The organism is Bacillus sp. ABR, from assembly GCF_056172715.1.
In genome coordinates, this window is sequence record NZ_JAOYSL010000001.1 from 257,950 (window position 1) to 278,295 (window position 20,346).

23 protein-coding genes and 1 riboswitch are annotated in these 20,346 nt (G+C 41.7%); of the genes, 16 read left to right on the forward strand and 7 right to left on the reverse strand.

Going from position 1 to position 20,346, the window contains the following annotated elements; translation table 11 throughout:
* Window positions 1-17: 17 nt before the first annotated feature.
* The 3 genes from OIT90_RS01210 (at window position 18) to OIT90_RS01220 (ending at window position 2,190) form a co-directional block, all read left to right on the forward strand.
* Window positions 18-344 (forward strand): PTS lactose/cellobiose transporter subunit IIA, encoded by a 327-nt coding sequence (locus tag OIT90_RS01210; protein WP_039182451.1) that lies wholly within the window; start codon window positions 18-20, stop codon window positions 342-344.
* A complete protein-coding gene (locus OIT90_RS01215; RefSeq protein ID WP_251180939.1) occupies window positions 341-1,669 on the forward strand; it encodes a 6-phospho-beta-glucosidase in 1,329 nt (442 codons plus the stop codon). The genes OIT90_RS01210 and OIT90_RS01215 overlap by 4 nt, the downstream gene beginning before the upstream one ends.
* A gap of 122 nt (window positions 1,670-1,791) precedes the next feature.
* Entirely contained in the window at window positions 1,792-2,190 is a 399-nt protein-coding gene (locus OIT90_RS01220; protein WP_099663800.1) for a hypothetical protein, read from the forward strand.
* A gap of 19 nt (window positions 2,191-2,209) precedes the next feature.
* On the opposite strand, the gene OIT90_RS01225 is transcribed toward OIT90_RS01220, so the two are convergent.
* Both OIT90_RS01225 and OIT90_RS01230 read right to left on the reverse strand, forming a co-directional pair.
* Window positions 2,210-2,404, reverse strand: coding sequence for a hypothetical protein (locus OIT90_RS01225; RefSeq protein WP_099663799.1), 195 nt, complete (start codon window positions 2,402-2,404; stop codon window positions 2,210-2,212).
* A 95-nt stretch (window positions 2,405-2,499) separates the two neighbouring features.
* Complete coding sequence (locus OIT90_RS01230; protein ID WP_039182437.1) at window positions 2,500-3,591, reverse strand: branched-chain amino acid aminotransferase; 1,092 nt, start codon at window positions 3,589-3,591, stop codon at window positions 2,500-2,502.
* Between the two features lie 368 nt (window positions 3,592-3,959).
* Between OIT90_RS01230 and OIT90_RS01235 the strand changes: the two genes are divergently transcribed.
* The 5 genes from OIT90_RS01235 to ywaC all read left to right on the forward strand — a co-directional run bounded on the left by OIT90_RS01235 (window position 3,960) and on the right by ywaC (window position 10,186).
* Window positions 3,960-5,387 (forward strand): right-handed parallel beta-helix repeat-containing protein, encoded by a 1,428-nt coding sequence (locus tag OIT90_RS01235; protein WP_341040878.1) that lies wholly within the window; start codon window positions 3,960-3,962, stop codon window positions 5,385-5,387.
* Window positions 5,388-5,484: 97 nt separating this feature from the next.
* Window positions 5,485-5,594: riboswitch (SAM riboswitch) on the forward strand.
* 171 nt (window positions 5,595-5,765) lie between these two features.
* Window positions 5,766-6,884: a sugar ABC transporter substrate-binding protein gene (locus OIT90_RS01240; protein WP_474892173.1), complete on the forward strand. Its 1,119-nt coding sequence runs from the start codon at window positions 5,766-5,768 to the stop codon at window positions 6,882-6,884.
* Between the two features lie 69 nt (window positions 6,885-6,953).
* A complete protein-coding gene (locus OIT90_RS01245; RefSeq protein ID WP_247543922.1) occupies window positions 6,954-8,450 on the forward strand; it encodes a sugar ABC transporter ATP-binding protein in 1,497 nt (498 codons plus the stop codon).
* Window positions 8,447-9,460, forward strand: a complete 1,014-nt coding sequence (locus tag OIT90_RS01250) for an ABC transporter permease (RefSeq protein ID WP_144489848.1) — start codon at window positions 8,447-8,449, stop codon at window positions 9,458-9,460. The genes OIT90_RS01245 and OIT90_RS01250 overlap by 4 nt, the downstream gene beginning before the upstream one ends.
* A gap of 93 nt (window positions 9,461-9,553) precedes the next feature.
* Window positions 9,554-10,186, forward strand: a complete 633-nt coding sequence (gene ywaC / locus OIT90_RS01255; RefSeq protein ID WP_039182427.1) for a GTP pyrophosphokinase YwaC — start codon at window positions 9,554-9,556, stop codon at window positions 10,184-10,186.
* Window positions 10,187-10,230: 44 nt separating this feature from the next.
* Here ywaC and OIT90_RS01260 read toward each other — a convergent pair whose 3' ends face one another.
* Both OIT90_RS01260 and OIT90_RS01265 read right to left on the reverse strand, forming a co-directional pair.
* A complete protein-coding gene (locus tag OIT90_RS01260) occupies window positions 10,231-10,371 on the reverse strand; it encodes a hypothetical protein (protein WP_180272453.1) in 141 nt (46 codons plus the stop codon).
* Between the two features lie 19 nt (window positions 10,372-10,390).
* Entirely contained in the window at window positions 10,391-11,476 is a 1,086-nt protein-coding gene (locus tag OIT90_RS01265; protein WP_058838469.1) for a Rap family tetratricopeptide repeat protein, read from the reverse strand.
* Window positions 11,477-11,994: 518 nt separating this feature from the next.
* Between OIT90_RS01265 and OIT90_RS01270 the strand changes: the two genes are divergently transcribed.
* The 3 genes from OIT90_RS01270 to OIT90_RS01280 all read left to right on the forward strand — a co-directional run bounded on the left by OIT90_RS01270 (window position 11,995) and on the right by OIT90_RS01280 (window position 14,199).
* A complete protein-coding gene (locus tag OIT90_RS01270; protein ID WP_064498820.1) occupies window positions 11,995-12,759 on the forward strand; it encodes a transporter substrate-binding domain-containing protein in 765 nt (254 codons plus the stop codon).
* Window positions 12,760-12,829: 70 nt separating this feature from the next.
* Window positions 12,830-13,474 carry an amino acid ABC transporter permease gene (locus OIT90_RS01275; protein WP_024423856.1) on the forward strand — a complete coding sequence of 215 codons (645 nt, stop codon included), beginning with the start codon at window positions 12,830-12,832 and terminating at the stop codon, window positions 13,472-13,474.
* Entirely contained in the window at window positions 13,471-14,199 is a 729-nt protein-coding gene (locus tag OIT90_RS01280) for an amino acid ABC transporter ATP-binding protein (RefSeq protein WP_039182423.1), read from the forward strand. The genes OIT90_RS01275 and OIT90_RS01280 overlap by 4 nt, the downstream gene beginning before the upstream one ends.
* A gap of 87 nt (window positions 14,200-14,286) precedes the next feature.
* Here the strand turns inward: OIT90_RS01280 and OIT90_RS01285 are convergent, their stop codons facing one another.
* Window positions 14,287-14,670 carry a VOC family protein gene (locus tag OIT90_RS01285; protein ID WP_039182421.1) on the reverse strand — a complete coding sequence of 128 codons (384 nt, stop codon included), beginning with the start codon at window positions 14,668-14,670 and terminating at the stop codon, window positions 14,287-14,289.
* A 118-nt stretch (window positions 14,671-14,788) separates the two neighbouring features.
* On the opposite strand from OIT90_RS01285, the gene OIT90_RS01290 reads away from it, so the two are divergent.
* Entirely contained in the window at window positions 14,789-15,970 is a 1,182-nt protein-coding gene (locus OIT90_RS01290) for a class I SAM-dependent rRNA methyltransferase (protein WP_366206465.1), read from the forward strand.
* A 238-nt stretch (window positions 15,971-16,208) separates the two neighbouring features.
* Here OIT90_RS01290 and OIT90_RS01295 read toward each other — a convergent pair whose 3' ends face one another.
* Window positions 16,209-16,889 (reverse strand): CidB/LrgB family autolysis modulator, encoded by a 681-nt coding sequence (locus OIT90_RS01295; RefSeq protein WP_039182414.1) that lies wholly within the window; start codon window positions 16,887-16,889, stop codon window positions 16,209-16,211.
* On the reverse strand, window positions 16,883-17,266 hold the full coding sequence (locus tag OIT90_RS01300; protein ID WP_080967207.1) for a CidA/LrgA family holin-like protein: 384 nt from the start codon (window positions 17,264-17,266) through the stop codon (window positions 16,883-16,885). Before OIT90_RS01300 ends, OIT90_RS01295 begins: the two co-directional genes overlap by 7 nt.
* A 165-nt stretch (window positions 17,267-17,431) precedes the next feature.
* Between OIT90_RS01300 and cidR the strand changes: the two genes are divergently transcribed.
* The 4 genes from cidR (at window position 17,432) to OIT90_RS01320 (ending at window position 20,324) form a co-directional block, all read left to right on the forward strand.
* Window positions 17,432-18,319, forward strand: a complete 888-nt coding sequence (gene cidR / locus OIT90_RS01305; protein ID WP_039182411.1) for a cidABC operon transcriptional activator CidR — start codon at window positions 17,432-17,434, stop codon at window positions 18,317-18,319.
* Window positions 18,320-18,336: 17 nt separating this feature from the next.
* Window positions 18,337-19,161 (forward strand): hydroxyethylthiazole kinase, encoded by an 825-nt coding sequence (gene thiM / locus OIT90_RS01310; protein WP_269102845.1) that lies wholly within the window; start codon window positions 18,337-18,339, stop codon window positions 19,159-19,161.
* Window positions 19,148-19,816: a thiamine phosphate synthase gene (thiE, locus tag OIT90_RS01315; protein ID WP_064498818.1), complete on the forward strand. Its 669-nt coding sequence runs from the start codon at window positions 19,148-19,150 to the stop codon at window positions 19,814-19,816. The genes thiM and thiE overlap by 14 nt, the downstream gene beginning before the upstream one ends.
* A 133-nt stretch (window positions 19,817-19,949) precedes the next feature.
* On the forward strand, window positions 19,950-20,324 hold the full coding sequence (locus OIT90_RS01320; protein ID WP_047203665.1) for a nuclear transport factor 2 family protein: 375 nt from the start codon (window positions 19,950-19,952) through the stop codon (window positions 20,322-20,324).
* The last annotated feature ends 22 nt before the right edge of the window (window positions 20,325-20,346 follow it).

Below are 20,346 nucleotides of genomic sequence, written 5' to 3' on the forward strand. Positions count from 1 at the left end.
CAAGGGGGATGCGGCCGATGGAAATGGAACAAATTGTGTTTCAACTCATCCTGCACGGCGGAAATGGCAGAAGCTCAGCGATGGAAGCCATTACGTGTGCAAAGCAAGGTAATTTTGATGAGGCGAAGCAAAAAATGCAGGAAGCACAAGACGCGTTAAATGAGGCGCATCACGCACAGACAGAGCTGATCCAAGGAGAAATCAGGGGCGAAAAGACGGATATTAGCCTCCTCATGATTCATGCGCAGGATCATCTCATGAACGCAATGACCGTTAAGGAGCTCGCAGCAGAAATCATTGAGCTCCATGAAAAAATGAAGCAACTCGGAGGTGTCAATTCATGAAAGAAGGAATCAAAATTGTCACAATAGGCGGTGGATCGAGCTATACGCCTGAGCTCGTCGAAGGGTTTATTAAACGATATCATGAATTGCCTGTAAAGGAATTATGGCTTGTGGATATTGAAGCGGGTCAGGAAAAGTTAAACATCGTGGGCGCTCTGGCGAAACGTATGGTCGAAAAAGCAGGTCTACCGATTGAGGTACACCTGACTCTTGACCGCCGGGAAGCCTTAAAGGACGCAGATTTTGTGACGACACAATTTCGTGTAGGACTGCTGGAAGCACGGGCAAAGGATGAAAGAATACCGCTTAAATATGGCGTCATCGGTCAGGAAACGAATGGACCAGGCGGTTTATTTAAAGGCCTTCGGACCATCCCGGTCATTTTAGACATTGTGAAGGATATGGAAGAGCTTTGCCCAGACGCATGGCTTGTGAACTTTACGAATCCAGCCGGCATGGTCACAGAAGCTGTTTTACGCTATACGAATCTAAAAAAAGTCGTCGGTCTATGCAATGTGCCGATTGGGATCAAAATGGGAATCGCTAAGGCGCTTGAAGTGGATGTAGAACGCATCGAGGTACAGTTTGCCGGTCTCAATCACATGGTCTATGGATTAGACGTATATTTAGACGGGGTCAGCATTATGGATCAAGTGCTTGATGAACTAGGAAATCCGAACAGCCAGTGGTCCATGAAAAACATTGAAGCGAAAAACTGGGAGCCTTCTTTTGTGAAAGGATTAGGGGTCATCCCATGTCCGTATCACCGCTATTACTATAAAACGAAAGATATGCTGGAAGAAGAACAAAAGGCGGCTCAAGAAAAAGGAACACGAGCGGAGGTTGTACAGCAGGTCGAGCGGGAACTATTTGAGCTCTATAAAGATCCTGATTTGTCGATTAAACCACCGCAGCTCGAAAAAAGAGGCGGAGCCTATTACAGCGATGCGGCTTGTAACTTAATCAGCTCCATCTATAATGATAAGCACGACATTCAACCAGTCAATACAGTGAACAAAGGGGCGATTGCCAGCATTCCGGCTGAATCAGCTGTTGAAGTAAACTGTATCATTACGAAGGACGGACCAAAGCCAATCGCGACAGGTGATCTGCCTGTAGCTGTCAGAGGGCTCGTTCAACAAATCAAATCATTCGAGCGTGTGGCAGCTGAAGCGGCTGTAACTGGAGATTACGAGACGGCTCTTGTTGCGATGACGATCAACCCGCTCGTCCCATCTGACGAGATTGCAAAGCAAATTTTAGATGAAATGCTTGAAGCGCATCGTGAATATTTACCGCAATTCTTCAAATCAGTCAATGCTTAACACATAATGAGTGACCCCTTTTATGGGGTCATTTTTTATGATTTCTTCATATGGAAACTGGAGAAAGAAGTGTATGATAGAAAAAACAGCATGTATGGCTTCAAAGAAAGGACTGTTGGAATATGGTTGCAATTGGTTTAATGCTTTACGGATTTGTCGTACAGCCTGTCATGAGTTATGGCACAGTGATCTTGTTTTTGTATGGCCTTATTGCTTCATTTGTTGGTCTCATTCGGCATAAGGACTATGTGTGGATTTATGTTCTCCGCCTGCTTGTTTGTTTCACCATTCCAGTGACTAACCTGTTGATGTATTTCGCAACGATTGGAGGAGATGCAAGAAAGTTTGATTTCCAGCCGATGCCGCTTGTTTACTATCTTGTCTTTATCCTAGAAATCATGATCATCTTTTTGCCTGAGATTTTTTTACTGATCGAAAGAAAGCGAAGCATCAAGGGAAAACAGTGGATATACGCTGGGGCGATTGTTGGGGTATCGGTCTTGTTTTGGTGCACGATTTGATGGGAAGCAGACGAGTCAACTAAGCCTTTTTCGCCTTTTGTTTCTGTAACTTCTTTCGTCTAACCTTTACAAAAGAGATGGAAAGAGCAAGGATAGAAATCCCAAGCGCCTTAAATAGAAACCGGGTGAGGAACGGTGAATCGTCGAAACCAGTAGCGACGATCATCGATCCGATACAGATCCCAATGAACGCTAATAGATAAGTAAAAAACATACCATCCCTCCTCAATTTATTACCATTATAAGGGATAAAGGAGAGGTAAATAAACAAAAAAGAACCCTTCGTGAATGAAAGGTTCTTTTACATGATTATGCTTGCTTGACGACCGAGTCAACTTCAACTGTCCAGCCGAAGATGTCTGGCTGTGTTCCTTTTTGGATGCCAGTAATGGCTTCATACAATTTCTTGGATACTTCGCCTGTTTGACCATTTTGGATCACATATGGCTGATCATGATAAATTAATTCCCCGACAGGAGAGATCACGGCCGCCGTTCCAGTCCCAAAAATTTCTTCAAGCTCGCCAGATTGATGTGCTTCAATTAACTCATCAATTGAAATTTTGCGCTCTGTGACTGGAATTCCCCAATGCTTTAACAGCTCAAGTACAGAGTTACGTGTGATGCCTTCTAAAATGCTGCCGTTCAATTCAGGCGTCACGATTTCTCCGTTGATTTTAAAGAAGATATTCATGCTGCCGACTTCTTCAATGTATTTTTTCTCGACCCCATCAAGCCAAAGAACTTGTGAAAACCCTTTCGTTTCAGCCACTTGCTGTGCTTTAAGGCTTGAGGCATAGTTTCCAGCTGTTTTGGCATTTCCTGTTCCACCCTTAACGGCACGGACAAACTCATTTTCAACGGCAATTTTGACCGGATGAATGCCTTCTTTATAGTATGATCCCACTGGAGATAAGATAATGATCAGCTTATACGTGCTAGACGGTGCAACGCCTAAATACGGCTCAGTGGAAATAATGAATGGACGAATATACAAGGAAGTGCCCTCTGCATCAGGTACCCAATCCTTATCAATGCGAATGAGTTCATTTAAGCCCTCTAATACTGTTTCTGAATCAATTTGCGGAATACACAGGCGGTCATTGGATCTGTTTAAGCGCTCCATGTTTTTTTCCGGACGGAATAAGAGAATTTTTTGATCCTCAGAAACATAAGCCTTTAATCCTTCAAAAACAGATTGACCATAATGGTAGACCATCGAAGCTGGGTCCATTGGAATAGCCTGATAAGGAATAATTCTTGGATCATACCAGCCTTTATCAATTGAATAATCCATCACAAACATGTGATCTGTGAAGATTTTTCCGAATTCAAGTTGATCAGATTGAGGTTTTGGTTTTTTTGTTGAACTAAGTTCAACGCGGATGGGTTGTTTTGGCATTGTAAATCTCCTTGCTGTTTGATTATTTGAAAATTCTAATAATATGAAATAATTATGATTCTATTCTATACCTTCACAAAATATTAGCAATAGGTTTTCTGGAATTCAGACAAGAAAAATCTGTTAAAGCGCTTTCCTTCTCTCTGCTGTCAGTTTGGCTCATGTCCCCCCTTTTTAAAAAAGAAATAAAATCCAAATACGTTATTAACTGATTAATCTGACAATTTAAAAACGAATGGTTTTCCTGTAAGATATTCTTTCAACCATACACCTTTTGACTAGTACATTGCAAGGGACATTGTCATATTTTAATCCTCTTTTTTTTAACCGATAAAGGAAGAAGAGAAGGGAAAGGAGCAAACAACAAGATGAAACGAGTGATACCAAGCATTTTACTCATTGTATTCATGTCCATGATCAGCTTTGGCTGTCAAGCGATGACAGAGGAAGCTGGTGCTAAGCAAAGCACAGCTTATTACGTAGCGGTAAACGGAAACGACAAAAACCCGGGAACAAAGCAAAAACCTTTCCGCACGCTGAAAAAAGCAGCAAGTATGGCGAAGGCTGGGACAACCATTTACATGAGAGGCGGTACATACAAAGAGAAATTGATTGTCCGTTATTCCGGAACAAAGAAAGCACCCGTTGTCTTTCAAGCTTACGGAAAAGAAAAACCTGTGATTAGTGGGGCATCCCTTAAAGGAAATCAAGCCGATGGCGGCCTTGTCACGGTCGATCAAAAGAGCTACATCACCCTCAAAGGCCTCACTGTAGGACATCTTAAGACGAATAAAGAAGATTTAACACCAGTTGGTATTTTCATCAAAGGAAGCGGTAAAGGCGTAAAACTGCTCAATAACCGAGTGTATGACATTCAGACGAAACATGAAAATGGAAATGCACATGGAATTGCTGTCTATGGGACAAAAGCTCCTGCAGCAATAGAAGACATTGAAATCAAAGGAAATACCGTTGAAAAATTAAAACTGGGCTTTAGTGAAGCGCTCGTGCTAAATGGAAACGTCAAAAATTTCCGTGTGACACATAACACGGTCCGTAACACTGATAATATTGGCATTGATTTAATTGGTTTCGAGAACGTAGCACCCTCTAAAAAGTATGATCAAGTTAGAAATGGAGTCGTCTCTAGAAACAAAGTATATGAGATTACGAGTGCAGGGAACCCAGCCTATGGAAGCGACATCTCCGCTGGCGGAATTTATGTTGATGGCGGAAAAGACATTGTGATCGATCATAACATCTCACATCACAATGACCTGGGGATTGAAGTTACAAGCGAACATAAAGGAAAAATGGCAGATCGCATCCGCATCGAACACAATCAAGTATATTTAAACCGTTATACAGGCATTTCTATTGGCGGCTATGATAAGAAGCGTGGCGGTACAACCAATACGACGATTTCACATAATATTTTGTACAAAAATGACACAGCCGGCTTAGAAGGCGGCCAATTGCTAATGCAGTATCAAGCAGTGAACAATCGAATCACGAATAATATCATGACGGCTAGCGCCTCGCATTACTTAGTCGTGAATCTTTATCAAGTGAACCAAAAGAATACCTTCCAGAAGAACGTTTATGATGATCGCAAAGGTGCGAAAGCATCACAGTGGATTTGGCGCGGGAAATGGATGGAAGGCTACAAAACCTATCTCTCTAATAGCGGTCAAGATAAAGGATCAGCACATCTCAACCCACAATTTGTGAATGAGAAAAAATATGATTTCCGTCTGAAGAAATCATCACCTGCTAAGAAAATCATCGGAAGTTAATGATATTTTAGAAATTTTCAAAAAAGTCATTGACATTGATGTGACATCACATTAAAGTAAAGAAGACATTTCAACGAAAACAAATTTCATAACGGATCTCTTATCAAGAGAGGCAGAGGGACTGGCCCTATGACGCCCAGCAACCGTTTCTATTGTAGAAATTGGTGCTAATTCCTGCAAAGCTGTTACAGCTTTGACAGATAAGAGAGGAAGACTTCCCGATACATGTTTCATGCAACGGTGATCAAGCCTCTCTTTCCAAGAGAGGCTTTTTTTCGTCTCTTTTTCGAATCAAATGCCTGTTTGACAGGCGTATTTCCACTTTTTTACCTAGTTTTCCGATGTGAAAAATTTAAAACAACTTGAGGAGGAACAGCAATGAAGCGTAAGCATTTTACATCATTTCTTGTCTTATTAACGGCATTAACCGTCCTATTATCTGGCTGCGGCACTGGATCAAGTGCAGGCTCAAAGGCAAATGCAAACGAAAAAGTCTCTTTTGACAAAGTACCGAAGCGATTTGCAAAGGGACAGGGGGCTAAAATTAAAGTGATCCGCAAAATTGGAGGAGACGATCATACAGCTCAATTTTTAGCTGGAACGAAGGCAGAAGGTGAAGCACTCGGCTTTACGGTAGATGTCTACACCGCAAATGGTGATACAGCAAAATTCCATGATGCCATCTCTCAGGCGCTGGAGGAAAATTATGATGGCTTTATCATCTCTCACGGGGACGACGAGGCGACAGTCGCTGATGTGAAAAAGATCACAGCGAAAGGCATTCCAGTTGTAGCATTTGATTCAAATCCTAAGCTAAAGGACATCAAAGGAGTCACAGTGACGTCTCAAGATGACGAACAATTAGCGAAAAAATCATTAGACGCGCTCGTGTCTGATTTTAAAGGAAAAGCAAATATTGCGTACCTGTGGGTAGATGGATTCCCGCCAATGGTGAGACGAAACAAGGTCTATCAAGAAACGCTTAAACAACATTCAGGGATCAAGGAGCTTGACCGCTTTGGTGTAGCCTCTTCTGATACGTCTGTTCAAACGCAAAATGCAGTAGCAGCCATGCTGAATAAGTATCCAAAGGGCAAACTGGACGCTATTTTTGCCACATGGGATGCCTTTGCCATTGGGGCAGCAAGAGCGTTAAAGGAAGCAGGAAGAACAGAAGTGAAGATTTATGGGATTGATGTGTCAAATGCTGATCTTCAAGAAATGACAGCGAAGGACAGTCCATGGAAGTACACAGCAGCGGTTGATCCGAAGCTCATCGGCGCAGTCGACGTGAGGATTCTTGCGAAGAAAATAGCTGGTGAGAAAACACCATCTTCCTATGACCTTGAGGCCTCTCTCATCTCGCAAAAGCAGCTTCAACAAGCAGGAAAAGCCATTAACATGGTCAATCTTGCAGACGAAGTGAAGGGATTCGGTTCATCGACTGCTTTTGAGGAAGATTGGATGAAGACCTTGAAGAAGCATTATACAAAATAAGCGACGTGCACTCTCTTTCCATAGAGGGTGTTTCGTTTTTCAGATGATATCAAGAGAAGGAGGACACCCATGACAGCGCCGCTTGTTCGTATGAAAAATATTTCAATTGAATTCCCAGGGGTCAAAGCTTTAGATCAAGTGAATTTCACATTAAAAAAAGGGACGGTCCATGCACTAATTGGAGCAAATGGTGCTGGGAAGTCCACGTTAATGAAAGTTCTTTCTGGCGCTCATTCCCACTTCGACGGAACCATCCACATCAATGGCCAGGCGGCAACCATTCAAACCCCAAAGGATGCATCCTCATATGGTGTGCAGACGGTCCATCAAGAAGTGGATATGGCTCTTGTTCCCTACTTAAGTGTTGGCGAGAATATGATGATGCATGAGATTGAGAAAAAAACATTTGTCAGCTGGAAAGAGCTGCATCGCAAGGCGGCTCAGTTATTAAAAGAAATGGACATCGACATCTCCACAAAACGACTTGTCAGCGATCTGACCCTTGCTGAAAAACAGATGGTGCTCATTGCTAAGGCCGTTTCCATTCAATGCAGCATTTTAATCTTAGATGAACCAACAGCTCCGCTTAGTCATGCAGAAACAAGCAAATTATTCTCCATGATTGATCGGCTGAAACAGTATGGGACAGGGATCGTGTTTATCTCCCATCGCATGCCTGAAATTTTCACCATCTGTGATGAACTGACAGTGATGCGAAATGGAACGGATGTGGCAGCCCACCTTGTCAAAGACACAAATCCGCAGCAAGTCATTGAAGAAATGCTAGGTGCGCCATTAGAGGAACAATTCCCGTCTCGCAAACCTTTGAAAGATGCACCTATTGTGCTTGAAGTGAAAGAGCTAAACGATCAAAACAAATTAAACAACATTCACTTTTATGTCAAAAAAGGAGAAATTCTCGGGATCGCAGGACTTGTCGGTGCTGGAAAAACAGAATTGTGCAAAGCCCTTTTCGGTGCCTCAGAAAAAAAGACGGGGACTGTGCAGCTGCATGGTCAAACCATTCACATCACATCGCCTCATCAAGCTGTGAGAGCTGGAATAGCTCTTGTGCCTGAAGAGCGGAGAAAAGAAGGGGTTCTGACCGAAGAGAGCGTGGGGTGGAACTTAACGGCTGCAAGTCTTCATTCATTTTCACGGATATTCAGCTTCTTACATCGTTCGAAGGAAAAGCAGGGTGCAGGCGACATCGTCAAACGACTTGGTGTCAAAACGCCGTCTCTTGAAGCAAAGGTGAAGCACCTATCTGGTGGAAATCAGCAAAAGGTTGCCATCGGAAAATGGCTGCTGGCTGAGGCAGATGTGTATCTCTTTGATGAACCAACTAAAGGTGTAGACGTTGGAGCGAAAAAAGATATTTTCACTTTGATCGCAGAGCTTGCCGCCCGCGGAAAATCTGTCATTTATGCGTCGAGTGAGCTATCAGAGATTGCAGGTATCGCTGACCGCGTATACGTGTTATATGATGGCAGCATTGCCCGGGAAATGACTGCACCGACGACTGAAGAGGAGCTTTTATATCATTCAACAGGAGGACAATCATGAGCGAACAACAAATTCCAGCCCCTGTGCAGCAAATCAAAAAACAGCGGCCACCCTTTCATCTGTTTGATTTCTTTTATCGATATGGGACGATTTTAACCATTGTCGTGTTGATTGTGGTATTTGCGGCAGCGAATCCAGCGTTTTTGCAATCGGGAAATATCATCAATATTTTACGGTCTATCTCAATTGTGACCATCATTGCGGTGGGCTTAACCATCTCATTGGCAGTAAACGGTTTTGATTTATCAGTTGGATCAGTCGCTACGCTGTCAAATGCCATTGTCATTTCTATGTTCGTATGGTTCTCGCAAAACCCACTGATTGCCATCCTTTCTGCACTAGCGGCTTCTATCATTGTTGGATTGTTAAATGCATGGATGATCGTCAAAATGAAAATTCCAGATATGCTCATGACATTAGCCATGATGTTTATCATTCAAGGGCTGGCTCAAACGTATACGAAAGGGGCGACCATTTCTGAAAATATGGTGCTGCCCGATGGCACGTTTTCAACGGGAACGATCCCTGCCTTTTTTAGCAAAATCGGACAGGTGCCATATATCATTCTCATTATGGCTGCCATTGTTCTATTTGCGCATGTTTTCATGACCTACACAAAGCATGGCAGATTCATGTACATCATCGGTGGGAATAAGGAAGCGGCTCGATTGTCTGGCATTCATGTGAACAAATACAAAATTGCGGCCTATCTGCTTTCTGCGTTATTTGCAGCGATCGGAGGTATCGTGCTGGCATCAAGGGTGATGACAGCAGAAATTAATGCTGGTGCACCATATTTAATGGATGGAGTAGCGGCTGCTTTTATCGGCTTTTCCGTCATGGGAGCAGGTAAGCCAAACGCATTTGGTACTTTTATCGGGGCTGTACTCATCGGAATCTTACAAAATGGGCTTGTGATGATGTCTGTTCCTTATTATGCAATGGATATTGTGAAAGGTTCTGTGCTGGCTCTTGCACTGGCGCTGACCTATTACAAACAAAGAGGCTAACTGCGTATTTTTTAAAACCATTCGAGTCCTCTCTCCGTCTAGTAAACGGAAAGCGGTACAGCTGCCGTTTCCCAAAAGGAGATGACAAAGAAAATGAATATGTCAGCAACTCATGTTGAAGATTTGAAAAATGTCATGGAAGACTGGAAAAATGAACTATTAGTATATAAATTTGCATTAGATGAAATGGATACAAAGTTTTCGATTATCAGTCAGGAGTATAATTTAATCCATGGACATAACCCTATAGAGCATACAAAATCACGGATCAAATCCTTTGAAAGCATCGTGAATAAACTAGCAAGAAAAGGATGCGACATCACGACACAATGTGCCAAGGAGCATATCCATGATATCGCAGGTGTCCGCATCATCTGTTCTTTTATTCAAGATATCTATAATATTATGGATGTATTGAGGCAAAGAGAGGATTTAAAGATCCTTGAAGTGAAGGACTACATTCAACATCCGAAACCAAATGGCTACAGAAGCCTTCACTTAATTGTTGAGATTCCTGTCTACTTAACGAATCGTGTGGAGTATGTGAAGGTTGAGATTCAGGTACGGACCATAGCGATGGATTTTTGGGCGAGTCTAGAGCATAAAATCTATTATAAACTGCAAAACGATGTTCCTCATCAACTGACTGATGAACTGAAGGAAGCCGCAGATATTGCCCATTACTTAGATGAAAAAATGCAAAATATCAAACGAGAAATTGATTAACACATAAAAAAGCAGCTGTTTTGATCACAGCTGCTTTTTTCATATTAAGGGTTGGTTCCACGATCCCTCTTTTGAATGATATCTTGAGATTGTGCAGATTTGCTGTCTTTTTGAACGGAAGCACCAATAGAAACACCTGTTATCAAGAGGGTAAAAATCGCACTTGTGATAAGCCATTTCTTCATCATACATCACTCCATATTCTTAACAAGTTTTTAAGGATAATGCCTTGTTTCTAAAATAAGAGGATTCTTCATGAAGTCCAAGATCCATTAAGTAAGCAGCTGCATCCTGACAAATAGCTTCAAGATCAACAAGGAAATTCATCGATTCTAATTGATCACAATAAGACTTGATTTGCTCAATCATGTTGTCTGGCTGAATCATAAGTGTTTCTAAAATGGATAATTTAAGTGAAATGTTTCGTTGTTTTAAATTTTCTGCTTTTTGAAGTGAAAGCTGTACATAATAGTGGAACAAACCTGGCTTTTTCAGCTTAAATAGTGCTTTTGTGTAGGCGTACATGGCAAGTAAATAGCCGCCTGGAGAAGAAGTTTCGAATGTTTCTATCATTAAAGCCTTTTCTAGGAGTGGCACAGCTTCACTGTATTCATTTCTTAGACTTTTAATAAAGGCTGCATTACAATAGGCGTGTCCAAGCAAATCTGGATCTTCCATCTGTTCTAGTGAATGAATCACTTCTTTGAACAACGATTCTGCCTCATCATATTTCGACTGATCCGCATAATTCAAAGCAAGCATCATTTGACAGCTGATTGATTTTTTCACATAACATGGATCTGCGTCGTAAATAGATGAAGCCTTCTTTAAGTGGTGGATGGAGAGAAGCGTGGACCTGATATTATAGTAAAGACACCCTGTTTTATAATGAAATTCGGCTTTTTCAATGTCATCATGTACGAGATCTAATTTATCCTCGGCCAATTTTAAATGGTGAAATGCCGTATCCTGATTGCCTCTGCGCATTTCATACATCCCTTTAAAGAAATAGAAATAATAGCTGAGCATATCATCCGTACGGATGGCATTTTCATCAACAAAAAGACTATGATCTAACGAAGCTGTATCTTCTATTAGATCTTTAAAACGGTACTCTAGCAGTTGATAGTAAAGTAAGACGTCTTGATTTTCTTCCATTCGATCAAACGCCTGAAGAATGTCTTCTTTTAACTGGATGGCACCTTGTATCTCTCTTTTTTTCATCATGACATACCAATCATTGAGCATATTTGCTACATCAACGGACGACAAAACACCTGCTTCTGCCAATTCTTATCCTCCTTTCTTCATCTATCAAAATCCGTTCTTTTGAATCAACTTTCCATATTCCAGTATCTTCTTATATTTTAAGCTCTCTCATGCAGTTTGTAAAACATGTTTTTTGATGTAAATTCAACCAGTAGTGAAAGAAATAGGGAGAAGAGACATTTTGTATACGCTTACATATTTTTAGGTAAAAAGAGGGTTTTGAAAAAAATATACTACAATATCAATAAAGAGTGGAAGCCGGTTGTTGAGTTTGCTTTCGTATACTATAAAGAAACATCATTTATCAAGGTGCTGTCTCATTTTTTTGTGAGATTATCTTACATTATAATTGTGAATGACTCTTCTTTTAGAATAAAATGAGTTATTCGCAAAAAAGTAAAATTTAAAGAGACTATTGATCTAGAATTGTATGGATCTTTGGTATTGATAAAAAACATCACACACTATAGCTTTAGCGTGTTATAGTATTATTGTTATTGCGAATATTTAGACAAAACTGACAATGGGGGTCGTGTTTTATGAAGAAATCGATGTTATTGATCATGGGACTAATTGTTGTGCTTGTCATGGCAGCCTGTGGATCAAAATCAGACAGTGGTTCGGGAGAAGACAAAGGCACATATAAAATTGGGATAGATACAACGTATCCGCCATTTGAATTTGAAAAGGGCGGTAAATATGAAGGCATAGACGTTGATTTAATTAATGCAATCGCGAAAGATCAAGGTTTCAAAGTGAAGCTGGAAGCTATGGACTTCTCAGGTATCATTCCAGCAATGCAGGCAGGACAGCTTGATGTTGGAATGGGCGGGATGAGTATTACAGATGAGCGTAAGAAGAAAGTAGATTTCTCAGATCCTTACTTTGACGCTGGGCTGACAGTTGTTGTGAAAAAGGACAGCAGCATCAAATCAATTAATGATTTAAAGGGGAAAAAGCTAGCTGTTAAAAACGGGACGACTGGTGCAAAGTTCGCATCTGATAACGCAGATAAATATGGGTATGAAGTCGTTCAATTTAATGACAGCCCATCTATGTTCCAGGAAGTATCAAACGGAAATGCAGATGCCTTAATTGAGGATTATCCTGTCATTACGTATGCGATCGCACAACAAGATTTAAAATTGAAAACAGTTGGAGACCGCTTGAATGGAGACCAGTATGGTATCTCTGTCATGAAGGGGAAAAATCAAGACCTATTGAAGAAAATCAATAAAGGTCTGGAGAACCTAAAGAAAAACGGTGAATATGACAAAATTATTGATAAATATTTGAAGTCATAACACAAGCGAGGCGCGCTCCGAGCGCGCTTTCTTTATGTGTCAGCCGTATGTGAATTAGGGAGGGAGAAACATGGATACAATTATTAATGCATTTCCGTATTTAATGGATGGTTTGCAAACCACTTTATATATCTTTGTTGTTGCCATCATTTTAGGATTTATCATCGGGTTAATTGTGGCATTATTCCGTCTGTCACCATTTAAAATCTTAAATTTCATCGCACTCGTCTTTGTGAATGCCATTCGAGGCACACCATTTATCGTACAGCTATTCTTCATTTATTTTGGTTTGAATACACTGGAATTCATTTCGCTTGATCGAGTGCCCGCAGGGATTATAACAGTAGCAATTAATGCAGGGGCTTATTTCTCAGAAATTATTCGTGCAGGGATTCAGTCCATTGATAAAGGGCAAACAGAAGCTGCGCGCTCATTAGGCTTTACAGGGGGACAAAACATGCGCTTTATCGTCCTTCCGCAAGCCTTCCGCCGCATGCTTCCAGCGATTACAAACCAGGCCATCATCAGCTTGAAGGATACATCTCTCTTATCTATTATCGGGATTGCCGATATTATGCAGCGAGGACAAGTTCAAGCATCGGCTACATTTGATCCATTGAATGTCTGGCTCATTGTCGGTGTCATTTATTTCGTGATCATTTATTTACTTTCTCTACTGGCTAGCTACGCAGAAAGGAGATTTGATATCAAATGAGTATGATTACGGTGAAAAACTTAAAGAAATCCTTTGGCGATCACGAAGTCTTAAAGGATATTAATGCAGTCATCGAGGAAAAGGAAGTAGTGTGTGTCATTGGTCCTTCTGGATCAGGGAAAAGCACGTTTCTAAGATGCCTCAATAAATTAGAAGATATCACTGCTGGAGAAGTCGTTGTCCACGGACACACGATTACAGACCCAAAGGTGAATATCAATAAAGTACGACAAGAAGTAGGCATGGTGTTTCAGCACTTTAATTTATTTCCTCATAAAACTGTTTTAGAAAACATTACGATCGCACCGATAAAGGTAAAAGGCATTGAAAAGAAGGCAGCGGCCGAAAAAGCGCTAGACTTGCTTGAAAAAGTCGGCTTAAAAGACAAAGCCCAAAGCTACCCTAACCAATTATCCGGTGGACAAAAACAGCGTGTTGCCATTGCAAGAGCCTTGGCAATGGACCCGAAAGTACTATTATTCGATGAGCCGACATCAGCTCTTGATCCTGAAGTTGTGGGTGATGTATTAGCTGTAATGAAACAATTAGCTGTCGAAGGCATGACCATGATTGTGGTGACACATGAAATGGGCTTTGCAAGAGAGGTAGGAGACCGTGTCATCTTTATGGATGGCGGATATATTGTCGAGGAAGACAAACCGGAAGCTCTCTTTGGAAACCCACAGCATGAGCGTACAAAATCATTTCTTAGTAAGGTGTTATAAAAAAGAGTAAGGGCATGTATATGCTCTTACTCTTTTCTTTATGAATAAATGGAAGATAGATTTAGCGGCACGATTTCCTAGGAAATATTAGCGCTGGAAGAATTCGATCCATTCTTGATCTGGTCCTCTGAAAAAGAAGTAGCAATATCCATTTGGTAATGTCGTGATTTCTTCATCGATTAATTCAATTTGTAGCTTTTGAATACGATTGAATTCAGCATGAATATTGTCTGTTGTGAAGGCGAGATGATGGACCTTCCCTTCAGATGGCAGGTCACTGCTGTAGCCTTGGATGAGCTCAATTTCCGTTTCTGCTTCATCTTTAAAACCGAGAAATGCAAGCTCAATCACTCCATTTGTATGAGTGATGCGGTCCTTTAATTTCATCCCCACCACTTTTTCATAAAAATCAATCGATTGATCAATATTCGAAACCATAATACCTGTATGATCTAAGCGTAATGTCGTCAAAAGAAGTGCCTCCTCTATGTCATGTTGATATTTTTCTCCTCATCTTATCATAATAGAAGTAACGTATACATTCATATGGTAGGATAGAGAGAGTCAATTTAGGATAAGGATGACACAAATGAAAAAAATCTCATTAAAACAAACATTTGCGGAACAAGTGAAAAAGGGATATCCGCTCATTTCCAAAGATGCAGTATCGAATGTGAACGGTGTACGGGAAGGCGAGCTCATTGAATGGGTGGATGAGCGGGGCGCTTTTTTAGGAAAAGGGTATTATGGTGTGCAAAACAAAGGAATTGGCTGGGTACTAACCTTTGATGCAAACGAAAAAATAGATCAAGCTTTTTTTGTCTCTAGGCTTGAGCAGGCAGCAAAAAGCAGAACGCATTTATTTCGTGATGCACAGACGACTGCTTTTCGTGTGTTCAACGGAGAAGGGGATGGAATTGGCGGCGTCACGATTGATCATTATGACGGATTCTACCTCATCCAATGGTATAGCGAAGGAGTCTATACATTAAAGGCAGAAGTATTGGCTGCACTTGAGCAAGTATATCCAGACTATAAAGGTATTTATGAGAAGAAACGATTTGATACGTCTGGACAGTATATAGAAGATGATGATTTTGTGAAGGGAGAGAAAGGTGAATTTCCTCTCATTGTGAAAGAAAACGGCATGAACGTAGCAGTTTACTTAAATGATGGTGCGATGACGGGCATTTTCCTTGATCAGCGTCATGTGAGAAAAGCGATTCGAGATCGTTATGCAAAGGGAAAGACTGTGCTCAATACGTTTTCTTACACAGGTGCTTTCTCAGTAGCAGCTGCGCTTGGTGGAGCGAGCCGTACGACAAGTGTGGATGTTGCAAACCGCAGCTTGAAAAAAACATCTGAGCAGTTTGAAGTCAATGATATTGATGTGGACGGGCAGGATATCAAAGTCATGGATGTCTTTAAATATTTTCCGTTTGCAGCGAAAAAAGGCTGGACCTATGATCTCGTCATCTTAGATCCGCCATCCTTTGCACGAACGAAAAAGCACACATTCAGTGCGGCGAAGGATTATAAGAAGCTATTAAAAGAAGCCATCCAAATCACAGCTGAGAATGGCGTCATTGTGGCATCAACGAATAGCAGTGCATTTGGCATGAAGAAGTTCAAAGGATTTATTGCGCAGGCCTTTAAAGAATCAGGGAAAACCTATCGGATACTTGAAGAATATTCTCTTCCTGAGGATTTCCGTACAACGAAGAATTATCCTGAAGGGAACTATTTAAAGGTTGTCTTCATACAAGCATAAGAAAAAGCCATTTCCGATAAGGAATGGCTTTCAGCGTGTAGACAAACCCTCGCATTCGCCCGCAGGTCTGCGCTTCGGTGCTCACGAATGTCAAATTCGCTCCGCTCCGTACTCGTCCTTCCTAGGGCTGCAAAGGTTTTCTATCACGCTGAAAAGAAGACAAAGTGCTAAAATAAAGAACATTTTAGCACTTTGTCAACAATCTATAAGCTATTTCCTATAAGGGAAATAGCTTTTTTTATAAGGCAAACGACATGAGGATCGGCGCTGCGCATAATGTAATAATGGCTGAAATAATCATCGATACACTTGAGATCGTCCCTGAGACGGAGCTCATTTCAAAGGCTTTCGATGTTCCTGCACCGTGTGCACCTGTTCCAAGCAGGACGCCCATGGCAATGTCATTATCGATGCGGAAGTAACGGATCACCATTGGACCGATAATCGATCCAAACAGTGCGGTTAAAATGACAAAGACAGCCGTAACGGACGGCATGCCGCCGATCATTTCTGACACACTCATTGCTACAGGTGTTGTGACCGATCTTGGGACAAGGCTCTCAATAAGGCCTGTGTCCAGATGAAATAACTTGGCGATAAATGCCGTTGATAAAATCGCAATGATAGAGCCGCAAGCCACATTCAAAAGAATTTCCACTGCATGCTTCTTCAGGATATGAAAATACTTATATAAAGGAATGGCAAAAGCAACAGTCGCAGGCTGCAGCATATTCGTGAGCCATTTCCCGCCTTGATTGTAAGCATCGTAAGGAATGTTGACGATTAACAGCAAGACGACAAGAACAAGCGGAGTGACAAGTAATGGTGAGACATAAACCTTTGGATGCCGTTTGTACACCGCTTTTGATCCGAGATATAAAAGAACTGTTAAGATCAGAAATAGTCCGCCAACTAACATAGCTTTTTTCGCTCCTTTCGTTTCGCAATCATTTGCGTCATGATACCAGTTGAGAGCATGACCACAAACGTACTAATTAAGACGACAAGGACAATACTTGTGCCAGATTGAGAAAGCAGTTTTCCATAATCAATGACACCAACTGCTGATGGAATAAAGAAAAGCAGCAGTTCTCCGAGCAGCCATACGGCGCCAAGTTCTATCCATTTTAATTGAATGATCTTAAAATGAAGTAATAAGAAAATGACAAGAATGCCTAAGATCGTGCCCGGGATTCTTAAATGCAAAAAGGCCGCCAGCACATTCATGAATTTCGCAAAAATAAACAAGACCATAATCTGAAGGGCAGCAATCAGCGGCTTTTTGAGCAATTTCACTTTCTGTTCACTCCTTTTTCTATATAAATTGTTCACTATTTCACAAAAACATGACAACGTTCCAATTGATGAGCTTACTTTAAAGTGTACAGCACGTTTAGTTATAGGTAAAATACATATATCGAATAGTAATTATTCCTTTTGTCTATAGGAAGGATGAAGCATGTGGACATTAGACATTTAACATATTTCTTAGAAGTGGCAAGGTTAAAGAGCTTCACGAAAGCATCGCAGTCCCTTTACGTATCACAGCCGACCATTTCCAAGATGGTCAAAAACCTGGAGGATGAGCTGGGGGTGCAGTTGTTTTACCGAAATGGACGGCAGGTTGAAATGACAGATGCCGGCCAAACCATGTATACACAGGCGAGTGAAATCACGCAGTCATTTCAGAATTTAACGAGCGAATTAAATGATTTAATGAATGTGAAAAAAGGGCATATCCGAATCGGACTGCCCCCGATGATTGGGTCAAGTTTCTTCCCGAATGTCATGGGAGAATTCCGCCAGCAATATCCAGATGTCACATTTCAATTGGTCGAGCACGGCTCCATTAAAGTAGAGGAAGGGGTCGAGGATGGGTCATTAGATATTGGTGTCATTGTTCTGCCTGCAAATGATAAAATTTTTCATACGTACACCATTATTAAAGAGAACATGAAGCTCGTGACGCATCCATCCCATCCGATGGCCGGTCGTGAGGAGGTACATTTAGCTGATTTAAGGGAAGAGTCGTTTATTTTCTTTAGAGAAGATTTTGTTCTGCACAGCCGGATTTTAAATGAATGTATGAATGCGGGATTCCGGCCAAATGTCATTTATGAAACGTCTCAGTGGGATTTCATTAGTGAAATGGTAGCTGAAAACTTAGGGATTGGACTTCTGCCAGAACGAATCTGCCGTGATCTTGATCCTGAAAAGGTAAAGGTCATTTCCCTAAACCCATCGATCCCGTGGCATTTAGGTGTCATTTGGCGAAAAGACCGTTATTTGTCGTTTGCGGCAAGAGAATGGTTAAAGCATACGAAATCTTACGTGTGGGATGCAGAGTAAAAGGGAGGATGATACAGATGAAAACAAGCCGCGCGTCTCATTTATTGGAGAAGGTTCGAGAGGAAAATCCACTCGTTCATAATATCACGAATCAAGTCGTGACGAATTTCACAGCGAATGGACTGCTTGCTTTAGGTGCTTCGCCAGTCATGGCAAACGCCAAAGAAGAAGTGGCTGAAATGGCACAATTAGCGGATGCACTTGTGCTTAATATTGGCACACTGACCAAGGAGACGGTGGAAGCCATGATTCTCGCTGGACAAGCCGCCAATGAAAAAGGTGTACCTGTTTTGTTAGATCCTGTCGGCGTCGGTGCGACAACGTTTCGAGCGAATGCGGCTAAACAGCTGTTAGAGAAAGTAAAAATGACCGTTGTCCGGGGGAATGCTGCTGAGGTGGCTCATTTACTTGGAGTGGATGGCTGGGAGTCAAAAGGCGTTGATGCGAAAGCGGCGAATGGAGATGTATCGGCATTAGCCAAACAAGCGTCCATTGTACTTCAGACAATAGTGGTGATCACAGGAAAAGTCGATGTGGTGTCAGATGGAAATGAGGTGCTGTCCATTCATAATGGACATGAATGGCTCACCAAGGTGACAGGAACCGGCTGTTTGCTGACATCTATCATCGGAGCATTTTGTGCAGCAGGTGAAAGGCCGCTTCATGCGTCGGCCGCTGCATTGCTGTTTTATGGTGTGGCAGCTGAAAAGGCAGCTCTGCAAACAAAGGATAAAGGACCGGGGACCTTTCAAATGGAATTGTTAAACGCACTATCACACACAACCGGCGATGATGTGCTGACATTAGGGAAATTAGGGGGAGTTTCACATGACAAAGGCTGATCAAGAGCAAATCAAACAGCAATTATCGGTTTATTTTATTATGGGAACAGCAAATTCAACGAGACAGCCGCTTGATGTTGTGAACGAGGCCATTCAAGGCGGAATCACCATGTTTCAATTTCGTGAAAAGGGTGAAAACGCCTTGCAGGCTGAAGAGAAGAAACAATTGGCTCGTCAAATTCAAGCGCTTTGCCAAGAAGCAAATGTTCTTTTTATTGTGAATGATGATGTACAGCTAGCGATTGATCTTGATGCAGATGGCGTTCATGTTGGACAGGAAGACGCAAACGCACAAGACGTCAGACAAAGGATCGGGAATAAAATATTAGGCGTGTCGACGCATAACCTAGATGAAGTGAAACAAGCCATGAAAGACGGAGCAGATTATGTCGGGATGGGCCCAGTCTATCCAACGGAAACGAAAAAGGATACACGCAGTGTCCAGGGGGTGTCTTTGATTACTGAAGTCCGCCGTCATGGCCTTCAAATTCCGATTGTGGGTATCGGAGGGATCACATACGACAACGCTGCACCAGTCATACAAGCTGGAGCAGATGGTGTAAGCATCATTAGTGCTATTAGCCAGAGCGCCGATCCAAAAAAAGCAGCAGAAAAGCTGAAATCACTTGTTGAAGCAGAAAAAGCATCTCTTTGATCTGAGGGAGACATGGATTGAATCAATTCATGTCTTTTCTTATGTAGGGGAAAATAGACAGGCGAGAAACAATTGTGTACAATTATATAGTTCGATTGTTTTCGAAATGACAGGTAAATAAAGGAGAATGAACATGGAAGTGCTCGATACGTATTTTCGCCGATACGATGAAGCAGGAAAAGGGCAGGAGCAATTGGATGAATTGCTGGCATTGTTTTCTGACGATGTCATGATTGTCTTAAATGGCGCCCGGAGGCCTGGAATCCAAGCATTCACACAATTTTTGAACACATTTTTCCACGTACATGATGACATTAAGCATATGTGGGATGGATGGATTAAAAGAGAAGATGGAAAGTATGAAACAAACTGGGCCGTGTGCGGAAAGCTTTCAGATGGCCGTGTCTATACAGCAGAAGGAATTGATATCGCAGAGCTGGACGACCAAGGGAAGATCGTTTATTTAGAAAACGTTCCGAAAAACCCAGAGTTATTCCAGCGCTATTAAAAAGGCGGCTTAGCAGCCGGCT